This window comes from Pseudomonas sp. B23(2017), assembly GCF_002113725.1.
Classification (GTDB): Bacteria; Pseudomonadota; Gammaproteobacteria; order Pseudomonadales; family Pseudomonadaceae; genus Aquipseudomonas; species Aquipseudomonas putida_Z.
This window is the reverse complement of sequence record NZ_NEJM01000029.1, coordinates 1-14,879: the sequence shown is the minus strand read 5'-3', so window position 1 is coordinate 14,879 and position 14,879 is coordinate 1. Positions and strand designations below refer to the sequence as shown.

Below are 14,879 nucleotides of genomic sequence, written 5' to 3'. Positions count from 1 at the left end.
CGGGTTGCTCAGGGTCACGGTGTAGGTGATGACGCCACCTTCGGTCACCGACGGGCTCGCCGTCAGGGTCGCGGTGGTGGTGTCGACCGAGTCGTTGATGGTGGTCTGAGCTGGAGTCGGATTCGGCACCAACTGCTCGAAGTTGCCACCCGTGGCACCCTCGATGGTGACGCTGACGGTCGAGCCGTTGTTGTAGACGTCGTTGGCCGGGGTCTGGAAGTTAACACTGCCCTGGGTCTTGCCAGCTTCGACGGTAATGGTCTGGCCGTTGGACAGGGTCACGGTCACCGGGGTTTGAGCCGGATTGCTCAGGGTCACGGTGTAGGTGATGACGCCACCTTCGGTCACCGACGGGCTCGCCGTCAGGGTCGCGGTGGTGGTGTCGACCGAGTCGTTGATGGTGGTCTGAGCTGGAGTCGGATTCGGCACCAACTGCTCGAAGTTGCCACCCGTGGCACCCTCGATGGTGACGCTGACGGTCGAGCCGTTGTTGTAGACGTCGTTGGCCGGGGTCTGGAAGTTAACACTGCCCTGGGTCTTGCCAGCTTCGACGGTAATGGTCTGGCCATTGGACAGGGTCACGGTCACCGGGGTTTGAGCCGGATTGCTCAGGGTCACGGTGTAGGTGATGACGCCACCTTCGGTCACCGACGGGCTCGCCGTCAGGGTCGCGGTGGTGGTGTCGACCGAGTCGTTGATCGTGGTCTGAGCCGGAGTCGGATTCGGCGTCAGCTGCTCGAAGTTGCCGCCCGTGGTGCCCTCGATGGTGACGCTGACGGTCGAGCCGTTGTTGTAGACGTCGTTGGCCGGGGTCTGGAAGTCAACGCTGCCCTGGGTCTTGCCAGCTTCGATGGTAATGGTCTGGCCGTTGGACAGGGTTACTGTCACCGGGGTCTGCGCCGGGTTGCTCAGGGTCACGGTGTAGGTGATGACGCCGCCTTCAGTCACGCTTGGCGAAGCGGTCAGGGTCGCGGTGGTAGTATCGATGGTATCGGTCACCTGGGTAACCGCCGGCGTTTGCGGCACGGTCACCGTCAGCCCACCGCCCCCGGTGGTGCCCGTTACGGTCGCCGAAATCTGGTCCCCGTCGATATACGGGGTATCGTTTGCCGGAACCACGACGTTGACGCTGCCCGAGGTCTGCCCGGCCGGAATGACGATTACGGCCCCGTTGGAAAGGGTGACCACCAGGTTGGTGCTCGGTGCCTGGCCAACCGTAGCGGTATAAACGATTACACCACCCGCTTCGCTGATGGACGGGGTAGCGCCAAGAACCAGGTCGGTAGCAACGCTGGTATCCGTCGTCGGCGTAGTTACCTGGTTGTTGCTGGTGGTATCCAGCACGCCAACCTCTTCGCCATCGAGCACGGCAGCAAAGCCCAGCCCGTCAGTCGGGAAGCCGATGGTAGGGTCGACCCGGCCCGCGGTTTCTTCGAGCATGACAAAGCTGTGGCCACCGCCCAGTGCACCACCACCGCCCGCCGATGATGGGCCAGCCGCAGTCGCTTCCAGTTCGGTAGTCGGGTCGACACCGGCAGCGATCGCCTGTTGCAGCTCCTCCACCGACGGCGCGGCCTGTGCGGTCGCCTGGCTCAGGTCGGTGCTGCTGTCTGGCGCATCGGCGCTCCACTGGCTATCACGACCCAGGTCGAGCAGACGGCCATCGGCCAGCTCCAAAGTAACTGCACCACCCGGGCCGGTGAGCACTTCTTCACCGGCCAGCAGGCGGTCCCCTTCAATCAGAACACGCCGAATGCCCTCTGGGGATACCGCAATAACCTGGCCGACAATACTTTTGACGATGGCTACAACGCTGCTCATTGGACTCTCCGTGTGACCCGATGGGTACTTCCCTGCCAGAGCGGCACTTGCAGACCACTTCAGGCGGAACTATGTCGATGATCTCTAGACGTTTATTGGCGTCAATATTCCGTCTATAACTTTTTGGAATTAACCAAATGCCAAACTATTGACCTTATACATTGCCATCCTAAACAATCAGCAATGTAATGTCACATTGATATTCGAATCTTAACCATGCGTTTCTTGAGGGTAAGTGTCGTACATCATCCAAAGCGTCTTCAGTGAGTACTTTCAGCAGCTTTCCTCGTGCCTAGGTAGCCGCAAAGAAAACGACAGGACAACCGCTCATCGGCAGCTGTCAAAGATTCAAGCGTCAATAACCAAGTCACTTTCGCTCGCTCGGGTCATTGCCTGATTACAAGCACAAACCTTGCCTGAAGGCAGCCAGACTTTGATCGGGAAGCCAGGCAAAAGCGCGGCCATACGATAGCTCACGGAGCCAGCAGCCCGCATCGCTGCACAATCAGGCACCCGATTTGCCGTAGATCAAAGAGATAGCGAGCCACTGCGCAAATACTGCCAGCCCGAAAATGAGAAAACGTAGTCGATTGTCGAGCCAAAGCCTGTCAGCGACCTGCTTTCCAATAATAAATTTTTCCTAATTAGTTACTGAATGACGTCAACAAATAAGCGCCTGTTTATTGACAAGCTGCAAGTCGATACCGACAACTCCTCTGCCGCCAGACGGATGGCAGGCTATGCTGCAAATTAATTCGGGCTGGATGCTGACTGGATCAAAAATGAAACATCCACCACTCAGCATCGTCTGCCAGGAATGAAGACCGTAGAATTGTTTACTCAATACCGATTCAAGGCGACCATTGGCCGGTTGCCCAAGCGCCAGGGTGCCGTAGCCTCATGACCACTGCCTGGCAGCGCCATTGAACGCCAGGGTGAGCCAGCCTGAACGGCGGCACACCCACCCCACCCACCACAAGGATGAAGAGCCGCGTGGAATCCGAAGTCAGTCGAGTCCAACTCAGCCACGATCCACGCAGTCAGCATGACGATCCCCTGCTGGATAGTCTGTTGAGCCTGTGTGTTCTGCACCAGAAACCCGCCAGCCGGGTCATGCTGACCACCGGCCTGCCGCTGCCGGCCCAGCGCCTGAGCCCCGAGCTGCTGCCCCGCGCAGCTGCCAGGGCCGGCCTGCAGGGGCGACTGCTGCAGCGTAAGCTGGAGCAGATCCCGAGCATCGCCATGCCGGCCATGTTGCTGCTCAAGGAAGGCCGCAGCGCCGTCCTGCTGGGCTGGGAAAACGAAGACACCGCGCGCCTGCTGCTCAGCGAGAGCGATGGCGGCGAGGTGCATGTCAGCCGCGAAGCCCTGCAGAGCGATTACAGTGGCCGGGTATTCTTTGCCCAGCCGCAGCACAAGTTCGACGTCAACCACGGCAACCTCATCCCGCGGGCGAAGTCGTGGTTCCGCGATACCTTGCTGCGCAGCAAGTGGCTATATATCGACGCCATCGCCGCCAGCCTGGTGATCAACCTGATCGCCCTGGCCGCGCCACTGTTCGTGATGAACGTATATGACCGGGTGGTGCCCAACCAGGCCACCTCGACCCTCTGGGTGTTGGCCATCGGCATCGCCGGTGCCTACATCTTCGACCTGATCCTCAAGGGCCTGCGCGGCTTGTGCCTGGACCTGGCCGGCAAGAAGACCGACCTGATCATTTCGGCAACGCTGTTCGAACGTATCGTCGGCATGTCGATGAAGTACCGCCCGGCCAGGGTCGGCAGCTTTGCCCAGAACATTCACGAATTCCAGGGCCTGCGTGACTTCCTCGCCTCGCTGACCCTGACCAGCCTGATCGACCTGCCGTTCACCGTCCTGATCCTGATCGTCATCGCCATCATTGGTGGGCACCTGGTGTGGATCCCGATCATCGCCTTCCCGCTGGCCCTGGGCATCGGTTACGCCCTGCAACGGCCACTGATGGCGACCATGGAACGGACCATGGCCCTGGCCTCGGAGCGCCAGTCCAGCCTGATCGAGACCCTTGCCGGCCTGGATGCGGTAAAGGTCAACAACGCCGAAAGCGAACGCCAGTACATGTGGGAGCAAACCTTGGGTACCCTCAGCCGCCTGGAACTGCGGGTGAAGGTGCTGTCGAGCCTGGCGATGAACATCACCCTGCTGATCCAGCAACTGGCAGGCGTGGCGATGATCTGCGTCGGCGTGTACCTGATCATCGACGGCAACCTGAGCATGGGCGGCCTGGTGGCCTGCTACATGCTCAGCGGCCGTGCCCTCGGCCCGCTGGGCCAGCTCAACGGCCTGCTCGCCCGCTACCAGCAAGCCAAGGTGACCATGGTCTCCACCGACCACATGATGGAACTGCCGCAAGAACGCAACTTCGAAGAACGCCCGCTGAGCCGCAAGGTGCTACAGGGCAGCGTCGAGTTCCGCGGGGTCGATTTCACCTATCCGAACCAACAGAATCAGGCCTTGAAGAACATCAACCTCACCATCCGCCCCGGCGAGAAGGTGGGCATTATCGGCCGCAGTGGCTCGGGCAAGAGCTCGCTGGCCAAGCTCATCGTCGGCCTGTACGAGGCCGATAGCGGCTCGCTACTGGTCGATGGCGTGGACATTCGCCAGATCGACGTCAGCGAACTGCGCCACAACATCGGCTACGTGCCCCAGGACATCCAGCTGCTGGCCGGTACCCTGCGCGACAACCTGGTCAGCGGGGCTCGCTACATCGAGGATGAGTTGATTCTGCAAGCTGCCGAACTGGCGGGTGTACATGAGTTCGCCCGGTTGCACCCGGACGGCTACGAGTTGCAGGTGGGTGAACGCGGGCAGAACCTGTCCGGTGGCCAGCGACAGAACGTCGCCCTGGGCCGCGCGCTGTTGCTCAACCCGCAGATCCTGCTGCTGGACGAACCGACCAGCGCAATGGACAACACCGGCGAAGAACGCCTCAAGCAGCGCCTGCAGGCGGTGGTGGAAGGCAAGACGATGCTGCTGGTCACACACCGTGCCTCGCTGCTGTCGCTGGTGGACCGGCTGATCGTGATCGATCGCGGGCAGATTGTCGCCGACGGCCCGAAAGCCGCGGTCATGGATGCACTGAAGAAGGGGCAGATCAGTGTTGCATAAGCTGGATGTGGGGCAATTCAAGGACGGCCTGCGGCGCTATTTCAAGGGTTCCGATTCACTGGGCGGCCAGCCGCTGCCTGAGGTCAACAAGGCCCTGATCGAGGATGCGCCGCGGGTCGTGCGGCTGACCATCTGGGGCGTAATCCTGTTCTTCGTGTTCCTGATCGTGTGGGCCAGCGTCGCGCCCATCGACGAAGTTACGCGGGGTGAAGGCAAGGCCATTCCGTCGTCCAAGGTGCAGAAGATCCAGAACCTGGAGGGCGGCATCGTCGCCGAGATCTTCGCCAAGGAAGGGCAGATCGTCGAAGTGGGCCAGCCATTGCTGCGCCTGGATGAAACCCGCTTCGCCTCCAACGTGGGTGAAACCGAGGCCGACCGCCTGGCCATGGCCTTGCGCGTCGAGCGCCTGAGTGCCGAAGTCGAGGACAGCCCGCTGAAGATCGACGAAGCGCTGCGCAAGGCCGCGCCAAGCCAGGCGGCCAGTGAAGAGTCGTTGTACCAGAGCCGGCGCCAGCAACTGCAGGACGAGATTGGTGGCCTGCAACAGCAGCTGGTACAGCGCCAGCAGGAACTGCGCGAATACAGTTCGAAACGTGCCCAGTACGCCAACAGCCTGCAATTGTTGCGCAAGGAGATCAGCATGTCCGAGCCCCTGGTGGCCACCGGTGCGATCTCCCAGGTTGAGGTGCTGCGCCTGCGCCGCGCCGAAGTGGAGAACCGCGGTCAGCTGGACTCCACGGCGCTGGCCATCCCGCGTGCCGAGGCGGCCATTCGCGAGGTGCAAAGCAAGATCGAAGAGACCCGTGGCAAATTCCGCAGCGAAGCGCTGACCCAATTGAACGAAGCGCGCACCGAGCTGAACAAGGCCACGGCGACCAGCAAGGCGCTGGATGATCGCGTGCACCGCACCATGGTTACTTCGCCGGTACGCGGTATCGTCAAGCAACTGCTGGTGAATACCATTGGCGGGGTAATCCAGCCGGGCAGCGACATCATAGAAATCGTGCCGCTGGACGACTCACTGGTCATCGAGGCGAAGATCCTGCCCAAGGACATCGCTTTCCTGCACCCTGGGCAGGAGGCGACGGTCAAGTTCACGGCCTATGACTACACCATCTACGGTGGGCTGAAGGCCAAGCTGGAGCAGATCGGTGCCGACACCATCACCGATGAAGACAAGAAGACCACCTACTACCTGATCAAGCTGCGCACCGACCGCAGCCACCTGGGCACTGACGAGAAGCCGCTGCTGATCATTCCGGGGATGGTGGCGACGGTCGATATCATGACCGGCAAGAAGACCATCATGAGCTACCTGCTCAAGCCGATCATGAAGGCGCGTTCGGAAGCGTTGCGCGAGCGTTAAAAAGCACACTCATCGCCGCGACCCACACTGTGGGAGCGGCCTTGTGTCGCGAAAGGGCTGCACAGCAGCCCCAGCGATTTATGCATCTTTGCTGAAATCCTGGGGCCGCTGTGCGGCCCTTTCGCGACACAAGGCCTCTCCTACAAGGGACCGCATACCCTCAGCGCCAGGGGGCAGGCTCACCAACCAACTGCCCCTGAATCCCGCCTACACCCATCTCTCGCAACACCAACCGCTCACCTTCCGTCTCGACCCGCTCGGCAATCAGCGGCAGGTCGATGCTGTGTGCGGCGCGCTGGACCGCTTCTATGAACAGCCGCTTGTGCTGCTCTTGATCAATGTTGCGGATGTAGCTGCCATCGATCTTCAGGTACGCCAGGCCCAGGTGCGCCAGGTTGCCGATCATGCTGAAACGCCCACCAAAGCGTTGCAGCGCCAGGCCGAAGCCAAGCGCGTGCAGGCGCCGGGTGAGTTGCTCCAGGGCCGCCTGCTCAGGTAACTGCTCCTCGCCAATTTCGAAAACCAGCCGCGGGCCGAGCGCCGTGTTCTGGCCCAGAAGCTCGAAAACACGCTGAAGTGCCTTGGGGTCGGCCAGGGTGGCGGCGGACAGGTTCAGTGCCAACACCTGGTCATGCCCTCGAAGGTGCGCCAGCACTTTCTCCAACACCAGCACATCAAGCCGCGGCATCCAGCCGAAGCGCTCCAGCCAGGGCAGGAAGCGGCCGGCCGGCAGCGCCTCGCCCTGGCCATCCTGCAAACGCGAAATCACTTTGTGGTGCAGTACCCGTTGCGCAGAAGCGCAATCCACCACTGGCTGGAAGAACAGTTCGAAATGCCCATTGTCGAACGCCTGGTCCAGCCGCTCGTGCCAGACATGCTGGCTATCCGCGGCAACTGCAGCCACGCCTTGTTCAAGGCATACCCAACCCGGTGCTGGCTGGTTCTCGGCGCGGGCCAGGGCCTCGTCGGCAAGCTTCAGCAATGCCTGCGGTGAATCACCGGGGCTGAACGGCGCCAGGCCGATACAAGCCACCGGGTCGATATCACTGGCGCCCGTTTCGTGCAGGCTGTGCAGCGTCGCTTCCAGGGCCTGGGCAAGCTGTACCGCCTCTTCATGCACCATACCCGGCGCCAGCACGGCGAACTCGCCCCCACGGCTGCGGGAAATCAGGTCGTTGGTTTCCGGGTAGCTGGCACAGGTGCGACGCAACTGCTCACCCACGGCCTGTAGCAACTGGTCGGTACGCTGGCCGCCAAGACGGGCGTTCAACCCCGCCAGCCCCTGGACCCGCAGCAACAGCAGGTAGCCGGCGCGCGCTTCTTCCAGATTGCTCACCCGCGTGTTCAGCTGCATCTCGAAATAACGGCGGTTGGACAGCCCAGTCAGGCTGTCCTGATAAGACTCGGCACGCAGCCGCTCACTGCGCTCGGCTTGCTCGGTAAACAGTGCCTTGAGCTTCTCGACCATCTGGTTCATCGCCTGTACTACCCGGCGCAGCTCCGGCGTGCGCGGCAAATCGGGCAGGCTGAGGAATTCGCGGCGGGCAATGGCGTGGGACTGCTCGACCATGTAGTCCAGCGGCCGCAACTGGCGACGCAGGAGCAAGGCGCCGAGTACCGCACTGGCCGCGCCACACAGCAGCAGCCAACCCAGGCTGCCCAGGGCGCTCTGCCAGAGTTTGGCAATGGCGAACATCGGGTGGCTGATTACTTCAACGCGTGCGGCCTGCTGCCAGCCGCGGCTGACGATGGCATCGCCACCGGCGGCTTCCAGGCCGATCAGGTGCACGAACCAACGCGGCACACCGCCGGGGTCCGGCTCGGCGTGGCGCTCCACCAGCACAGCATTGGAACTCAAGTCGACAACCTTGATGCTTGAGTAGTAACCACTGTCGAAGATCGAGCTGACCATCAGCTCGACCATCGCCGGGTCATCGATATTCGGCGTCAGCGACAGCGCCAACGCGGTCGCCGCATCCTGGGCGTGCGAGCGCAACTGGTTGACGTATTGGCTGCGCGAACTTTCCAGGCTGACCATGAAACTGCCACTGAAGGCGACCACCAGGAACAGGCAAATGGCCAACAGCAATTGTTTGAACAGTGACATCTGTGCTCCTTCAGTAGACCGGCTCGGCCGGGAACCCTTCGGCCTGCATTTTCTTCAGCAAATCCTGCCAGCGTGACAACCGCTTGGTATCGCCGACCTTCTTGTTGCCTGCGGCGCCCGTCAGCCACAAACCCTCACCATTGAAGGCGTACACCGGCAGCAGGTCGGTACGCTGGCTGGCCGGCTTGATGGCATCCATCAGGCTGTCGAGCACCAATGGTTGTGCCTGTGGGCTTGAATAATAGGTCAGGACCATGTGCGCCCGGTTCTGTCGCAGCGCCTTGACGTAGGTGATGCGCAGCTTTTCGCTGGGGATGCCCATGCGCCGCAGACTGAAATACTTGGCGATGGCGTAGTCCTCGCAGTCCCCTGCGCCCTTGATCAGCGCCTGCACCGGCGTGGCCCAATAATCGACCTCATGCCACAGGTCGATATCCTCGACATAGCGCAATTGCTGGTTGAAGAAGCGGTTGACCACCTGCAATCGCTCAAGCTCCGTACCCTGCTTCTGCGTGGCCATCAGGTTCTGCCAGGCATCGATCCGGCCCTGCCCGGCACCCAAAGGGCCATAAAGAGCCTGCGACTTGCGGCTGATCTGGGAAAAGTCCCAATCCGCGTGCAAGCCGCCCAGCAGCAGGCTGCCAAGCAGCACAGCAAGGCCGACACGTTGCACAACGGTTTTGAGCATCCAGGATATCGCCACTGCGAAGCCCTGTTCAGGCCAGTCGAAAGCAGCGATGGTGCGGCTTGCCACGGCAAAAGACAATGGCACCCTGCAATCATGCACCCGCCGGTCACCCGACCTACACTTTCTGGTTATAACCTTCCATAGGCCGCTTCCTTTGACCGGCGACTTCATCCACCATAGCCGCGCTTTTGGGGCGCCGGTTCCATTACCGGTAAAGGTTTGACACCCCCAAGAGCTGTTACTAGTGTCATTGGATCCAACTTTAGTCATCGTTGAGGCAGACGTCGCGTGGCCGAGAAAATCAAACTGAGCAATGTGCTGGCCAGCGAGCAGCTGTTGCCGCACCAGGCCCGTGGCGTGATCGAAGAACGCCTGCGCAGTGCCATTCTTGATGGCCGCTTGCCTCCAGGTACTGCCGTAAGACAACAAGAGCTCGCCACCTTGTTCGGTGTCAGCCGCATGCCCGTGCGCGAGGCCCTGCGCCAGCTCGAAGCGCAATCGCTGCTGAAAGTGGAGATGCACAAGGGTGCGGTGGTTGCGCCGCTGATCGGCGAGGACGCGGTGGACACCTATGCCCTGCGCGTGCTGCTCGAGACCGAGGCGCTGCGCCAGTCCATTCCGCTGCTCGATGCCAGCGACATTGCCAGCGCCCGCGGGTATATCCAGCAACTGGAAAACGAAACCCGTCACGCTGAAATCGGCCGCCTCAATCGCCTGTTCCACATGTCGTTGTACAACAAGGCGCCGAACAAGAAGCTTCTGCGCCTGATCGAGGACGAACTGAATGAGGAAGAGCGCTTCCTGCGGTTTCATCTTTCGTCCATGGGCCTGGGCAAGCTCACCCAGGACGATCACAACGCACTGGCGGATGCGGCTGGCGACAAGCTGGTGGACGAAGCGGTAGCGGTGCTGGAACGGCACCTGAATAACGCATCGCGGGTAATCCGCAAGTATCTGGATACGCAACTGGGGCGCTAGCGGGTAGTGACTGCGCGCATGGTGCAGTCGGCTGGGTTGCAAATTGATCGGCTCCCGCCAACAATGAGACTAATTATCATTCATGTCCATTGATGGCAGCGCCCTCCCCCATGCCCAGCAACGATTCCGTGCAAACGCTCTACAGTGACCACCACGGCTGGTTGCATGCCTGGCTACGCAGCAAGCTGGGCAACGCCGCCGATGCCGCAGACCTGGCCCAGGACACCTTCGTGCGCCTGTTGCAGCGTCGCGAACACCTGCAACTGAACACGCCACGGGCGTTCCTGCGGACGGTCGCGCGCGGGCTGGTGATCGACCACTGGCGGCGCGAGGAACTGCACAGGGCCTATCTCGAGGCATTGGCACAGTTGCCGGAAGCACAGGCCCCCTCGGCCGAAACCCGTGAGCTGCTGCTGGAATTGCTGGAGCGCATCGCGCGCATGCTCGAAGGCCTCAAGCCCAAAGTACGCCGCGCATTCCTGCTGGCCCAATGCGAGGGGCTGAAGCACCAGGCCATCGCCGACCAGATGGGCATCTCGGTACGTACCGTGGAGCGCTACATCGCCGACGCGCTCTACCATTGCTACCTGCTGCGCTACACCGACGAGTGCTGACATGATGACCGCCGCACAGCCTGGCGCAACAGCGGTCAAACAGGCCATCCAGTGGATGCTGAGGCTGCGCGAGAGCGGGCATGACCCTGCCTTGCAGCAACAGTGCAGGGAATGGCGCGCTGCCCACCACGAACACGAACAGGCCTGGCAACGGGTGATTCACCTGCATCAGGACCTCGACCTGCGTGCCGTCCCTGGCGCCGGGCTGGCTTTGCAGACCCTGGAGACCAGCCAGCGCCGGCTGCACCGTCGGCAGGCGTTGAAGCTGCTTGGTGGCGTTGCCATGGCGGGGACGGCGGCATGGCTGGGAAAAGACCTCGATGCGGTCAACACCTGGACATCGGACTACGCCACCGGCACAGGCGAACGACGCAGCTTTGCGCTTCCCGATGGCTCGCTGATGCAACTCAATACCCGCAGTGCCGTCGACCTGGCCTTCAGTGACCAGCAGCGCCTGGTCCGCCTGAAGCAGGGGGAACTGATGATTGCCTGCAGCCCGCAGCGTCCCTTGCTTGTACAAACTCGTGACGCGTTGCTGGAAGGGTTCGAAGGGCGCTTTGTGGCGCGCCAGGACAGCGACTGCACGCGGGTCAGTGTCAGCCATGGCCGGGTGGCTGTACACCGGCCTGGCAATGGACCGCTGCAATGGATCGAAAGCGGCCAGAACTGGCGCCTGGATGCGCAGGGTACACACCGGCTCCAGCAGGTGGACATGGATGCGATGGCCTGGACCGAGGGCCTGATCGTCACCCGGGACATGCGCCTGTTCGACTTCCTCTCGCAGGTCAGCCGTTATCGGCATGGCTATCTGAGCTGCAGCGACGATATTGCCGATTTGCGCTTGTCGGGTGTATTCCGCCTCGAAGACCCGGAGCAACTGCTGCAACTGCTACCACGGACGCTGCCCGTGCGGCTTCGCCAACGTACACGCTGGTGGGTTCGCGTGGAGGGGCTGGCCTGATCTGACGGGGGCTATTGCGTTCAGGGCTGCTATGCAGCCCATCGCCGGCAAGCCAGCTCCCACAGGGATCGCACAAGGCCTGAGGGCTATGCAATACCTGTGGGAGCTGGCTTACCGGCGATGGGGCGCGTAGCGGCCCAATAACTTTTTTGACGGGTTTTGAATGCCGGTCCGGCTAGGACAGTAAGCGACACCTCCTGCCCTCACACTTCAACGGACCCCTCATGCCTACCGCCCCCGTGCACACGCGCACCTTCAACGCGAATGATTTTCGACCTGTCTTGCACTCAGTGCCTTTGCGCAAAGCAGTCCGGGCTGCCCTGTTTGGCACCGCCTTGGGCCTTACAGCCGTCACGCAGCTTTCCATGGCAGCTGAAACGGCCCAGGTGAGCCACCACTATGCGATCCCGGCCGGACAGTTGGATGACGTGCTCAACCAGTTCGCCCGCCAGGCTGGCATCACCTTGTCGAGCACACCCCAGCTCACCCAAGGCTTGCAGTCGAACGGCCTGCAGGGGCAATACCCAACCGATCAGGCACTGCACCAGTTGCTCAATGGCAGCGGCCTGGAAGCCGTCAGCCAGGACGGCCGGAGCTACGTGCTGCAGGCACAACCCCAAAGCGCTGCATTGTCATTGCCAGACACCGATATCCGTAGCTTCACCCTCGGCAATGCACTGGGCAGCACGGAGGGTTACAACGCTACCCATAGCCAAGTGGCGACCAAGACCAGCATGCCACTGGTAGAGACATCGCAATCGGTCTCGGTGGTTACCCGACAGCAGATGGACGACCAAGGCTCACAAACCGTTGCCCAAGCCATGCGCTACACACCTGGGGTACTGACCAACCCCTACGGGGCGACCCACCGTTATGACTATGTGGCCATGCGTGGCTTCAACGACGGCTCGGTGGACAACATCTACGTCGACGGGCTCAAGTCGATGGGAGACAACGGCACCTACAGCACAATGCAGGTGGACCCGTACTTCCTGGAGCGCATCGATATTCTCAAGGGACCGTCTTCGGTACTGTATGGCCGTAGCTCGCCAGGAGGCCTGGTGGCGCTGACCACCAAGAAGCCGCTGTTTACCCCCTACCATCAAGTCCAGGCCACCATCGGTACCCAAGGCCAGCGTGGCATGGGTTTCGACTTCAGCGGCCCCGTGGATGACGACAAGCGTATCGCTTATCGCCTGACAGGCCTGGCGGATACTTCCGACACGCAGTTCGACCACAACAAGGAAGAACGCTACGCCATCGCGCCGGCCGTCAGCATCGACTTCAGCGAAGACACTTCGCTGACCCTGCAGGCCTACCTGCAACACGACCCCAACGGCGGCTATCACGGCGGTAACCCCGCAGATGGAATGCTGCACAAACGCAACGGCTTGCGCCTGTCGGACCACTTCTTCGAGGGCGAGCCGGGTATCGACAACTACGAGCGTACCCAACAGTCCTTCAGCTACCAGTTCGAGCATCGCTTCAACGATGTATTCACGGCACGCCAGAACTTCCGCTATCAGGATTCCGACGTGTCGATGGACCAGGTGTATTCCGCCGGTTGGGCGGATGCCAACAGCAATATCCTCAACCGCGCCTATACCGGCGGCGACGAACGCCTGCATTCGTACATCATCGACAACATGCTGCAGGCGGAATTCTTCACCGGGGCCGCCAAACACACCTTGCTGCTGGGCACCGACTACCAGCGACGCAAGGCTGATGTGGCCTGGCGTTATGGCACAGTCGATCCGTTGGATGCAGGCAACCCGCAGTACGGCAACGGCAACCTTCAGGTGCTGGGCGAGAACCGCTACCAGCGGCGCTTGCAGCAAACGGGCGTTTACCTGCAGGACCTGGTGGAGCTGGACCAATGGCGCTTCTCGTTGGGGCTGCGCCAGGACTGGGTGAAGGTGTCCGAGGAGAATCGCGACAGCAACACCAAGGTCAGTGACCAGCGCTCCAGGTTCACTACCCGCGCAGGTGTGCTCTACCTGTTCGAGAACGGTATTGCGCCCTATGTCAGCTACTCGGAGTCGTTCAACCCCAATACCGTATCCGACCAGCAAGGCCGCCCTCTGGCACCGACCGAGGGCACTCAATGGGAGGCTGGTATCAAGTATCAGCCGCCGGGTAGCGACAACCTGTTCACCGCATCGGTGTTCCGCATCGAGCAGGAGAACCTGGCCTCGAAGCAGCCTGACGAAGATTTCTATCGCCCTGTAGGGCAAGTGCGCTCACAAGGGCTGGAACTGGAGGCCCATGTGCAACTGACCGACAGCTTGAAGCTGCTGGGCGGCTATACCTTTACCGATATCGAGTACGATAAGTCGATGCCCAGCCTGGTGTCTGGCAACCTGGATAACAAGGGCAATTCGCCAACCCAGGCACCGAAACAGATGTTCTCGCTTTGGGCTGACTACAACTTCCACCAGGGGGCCCTGGATGGCCTGCGCTTGGGCGGTGGGGTGCGGTATGTGGGGTACAGCTGGGTGGATGCGGAAAACAGCATGAAGGTGCCCTCCTATACCCTGTTCGACGCCTCGATCGGCTATGACCTGGGCAAGGTCGGCCTCCAAGGGATGGATGTACGCCTGAACGCCAATAACCTCACCAATGAAAGCTACATCACCTCGTGTGCAAGCCTGAACTACTGCTACATGGGTGAAGAGCGCAATGTCAGTGCCACGGTCAGCTATCAGTTCTGACTCTATGGTGGTCGCTGCGCGTCCGATCGCGACACAAGGCCGCTCCTACACGGGAAGCGCGCTCGCCTGAAAGTGCGCCCCCGGAAAAGACAAAGCCCCTGTCTGCATCGCAGACAGGGGCTTTGGATTTGAATCTTGACGATGACCTACTCTCACATGGGGAAACCCCACACTACCATCGGCGATGCATCGTTTCACTGCTGAGTTCGGGATGGGATCAGGTGGTTCCAATGCTCTATGGTCGTCAAGAAATTCTGTGTGCTGGCCCGTCCCTCGGACGTACCTGCGAATCTCTGTAGTTCCTACTTAAAGACAAAACCCCTACCTGCATGTGCAGATAGGGGTTTTGCGAAATGAATCTTGACGATGACCTACTCTCACATGGGGAAACCCCACACTACCATCGGCGATGCATCGTTTCACTGCTGAGTTCGGGATGGGATCAGGTGGTTCCAATGCTCTATGGTCGTCAAGAAATTCTGT

9 protein-coding genes and 2 rRNA genes are annotated in these 14,879 nt (G+C 61.1%); 6 read left to right on the top strand and 5 right to left on the bottom strand.

All coding sequences use genetic code 11. The annotated features are described in order from the left end of the window. Positions 1-1,821, bottom strand: a 1,821-nt coding sequence (locus CAG46_RS27140) for a retention module-containing protein (RefSeq protein WP_143493576.1), incomplete at its 3' end; no start/stop codon positions are given. Positions 1,822-2,814: 993 nt separating this feature from the next. Between CAG46_RS27140 and CAG46_RS27135 the strand changes: the two genes are divergently transcribed. Further along, positions 2,815-4,971 carry a type I secretion system permease/ATPase gene (locus CAG46_RS27135; protein WP_025337258.1) on the top strand — a complete coding sequence of 719 codons (2,157 nt, stop codon included), beginning with the start codon at positions 2,815-2,817 and terminating at the stop codon, positions 4,969-4,971. Then, positions 4,961-6,337, top strand: coding sequence for an HlyD family type I secretion periplasmic adaptor subunit (locus CAG46_RS27130; protein WP_038407794.1), 1,377 nt, complete (start codon positions 4,961-4,963; stop codon positions 6,335-6,337). The genes CAG46_RS27135 and CAG46_RS27130 overlap by 11 nt, the downstream gene beginning before the upstream one ends. 160 nt (positions 6,338-6,497) lie before the next feature. Here the strand turns inward: CAG46_RS27130 and lapD are convergent, their stop codons facing one another. Further along, positions 6,498-8,444, bottom strand: coding sequence for a cyclic di-GMP receptor LapD (gene lapD, locus CAG46_RS27125; RefSeq protein ID WP_085619540.1), 1,947 nt, complete (start codon positions 8,442-8,444; stop codon positions 6,498-6,500). 10 nt (positions 8,445-8,454) lie between these two features. Beyond that, the gene (gene lapG, locus CAG46_RS27120) at positions 8,455-9,216 is read right to left on the bottom strand and encodes a cysteine protease LapG (RefSeq protein ID WP_170929341.1); all 762 of its coding nucleotides are present in this window, start codon (positions 9,214-9,216) and stop codon (positions 8,455-8,457) included. A 204-nt stretch (positions 9,217-9,420) separates the two neighbouring features. Here lapG and CAG46_RS27115 point away from each other — a divergent pair, with 204 nt between their 5' ends. From CAG46_RS27115 to CAG46_RS27100, 4 genes are all read left to right on the top strand, one after another. Beyond that, the gene (locus CAG46_RS27115) at positions 9,421-10,110 is read left to right on the top strand and encodes a GntR family transcriptional regulator (protein WP_025337254.1); all 690 of its coding nucleotides are present in this window, start codon (positions 9,421-9,423) and stop codon (positions 10,108-10,110) included. Between the two features lie 110 nt (positions 10,111-10,220). Then, positions 10,221-10,724: a sigma-70 family RNA polymerase sigma factor gene (locus tag CAG46_RS27110; protein ID WP_085619538.1), complete on the top strand. Its 504-nt coding sequence runs from the start codon at positions 10,221-10,223 to the stop codon at positions 10,722-10,724. Between the two features lie 4 nt (positions 10,725-10,728). Next, a complete protein-coding gene (locus tag CAG46_RS27105) occupies positions 10,729-11,685 on the top strand; it encodes a FecR domain-containing protein (RefSeq protein WP_085619542.1) in 957 nt (318 codons plus the stop codon). Positions 11,686-11,981: 296 nt separating this feature from the next. Further along, a complete protein-coding gene (locus CAG46_RS27100) occupies positions 11,982-14,396 on the top strand; it encodes a TonB-dependent siderophore receptor (RefSeq protein ID WP_143493543.1) in 2,415 nt (804 codons plus the stop codon). Between the two features lie 133 nt (positions 14,397-14,529). Here CAG46_RS27100 and rrf (CAG46_RS27095) read toward each other — a convergent pair. Both rrf (CAG46_RS27095) and rrf (CAG46_RS27090) read right to left on the bottom strand, forming a co-directional pair. Next, a 5S ribosomal RNA gene (rrf, locus tag CAG46_RS27095) occupies positions 14,530-14,645 on the bottom strand. A 109-nt stretch (positions 14,646-14,754) separates the two neighbouring features. Continuing rightward, positions 14,755-14,870, bottom strand: a 5S ribosomal RNA gene (rrf, locus tag CAG46_RS27090). Positions 14,871-14,879 lie beyond the last annotated feature (9 nt).

What these genes read in the sequence shown, in the direction of transcription:
- CAG46_RS27105 (WP_085619542.1), top strand. Translation starts at nt 10,729, where the DNA reads ATGACCGCCGCACAGCCTGGCGCAACAGCGGTCAAACAGGCCATCCAG.
- CAG46_RS27110 (WP_085619538.1), top strand. Translation starts at nt 10,221, where the DNA reads ATGCCCAGCAACGATTCCGTGCAAACGCTCTACAGTGACCACCACGGC.
- lapD (WP_085619540.1), bottom strand. Translation starts at nt 8,444, where the DNA reads ATGTCACTGTTCAAACAATTGCTGTTGGCCATTTGCCTGTTCCTGGTG.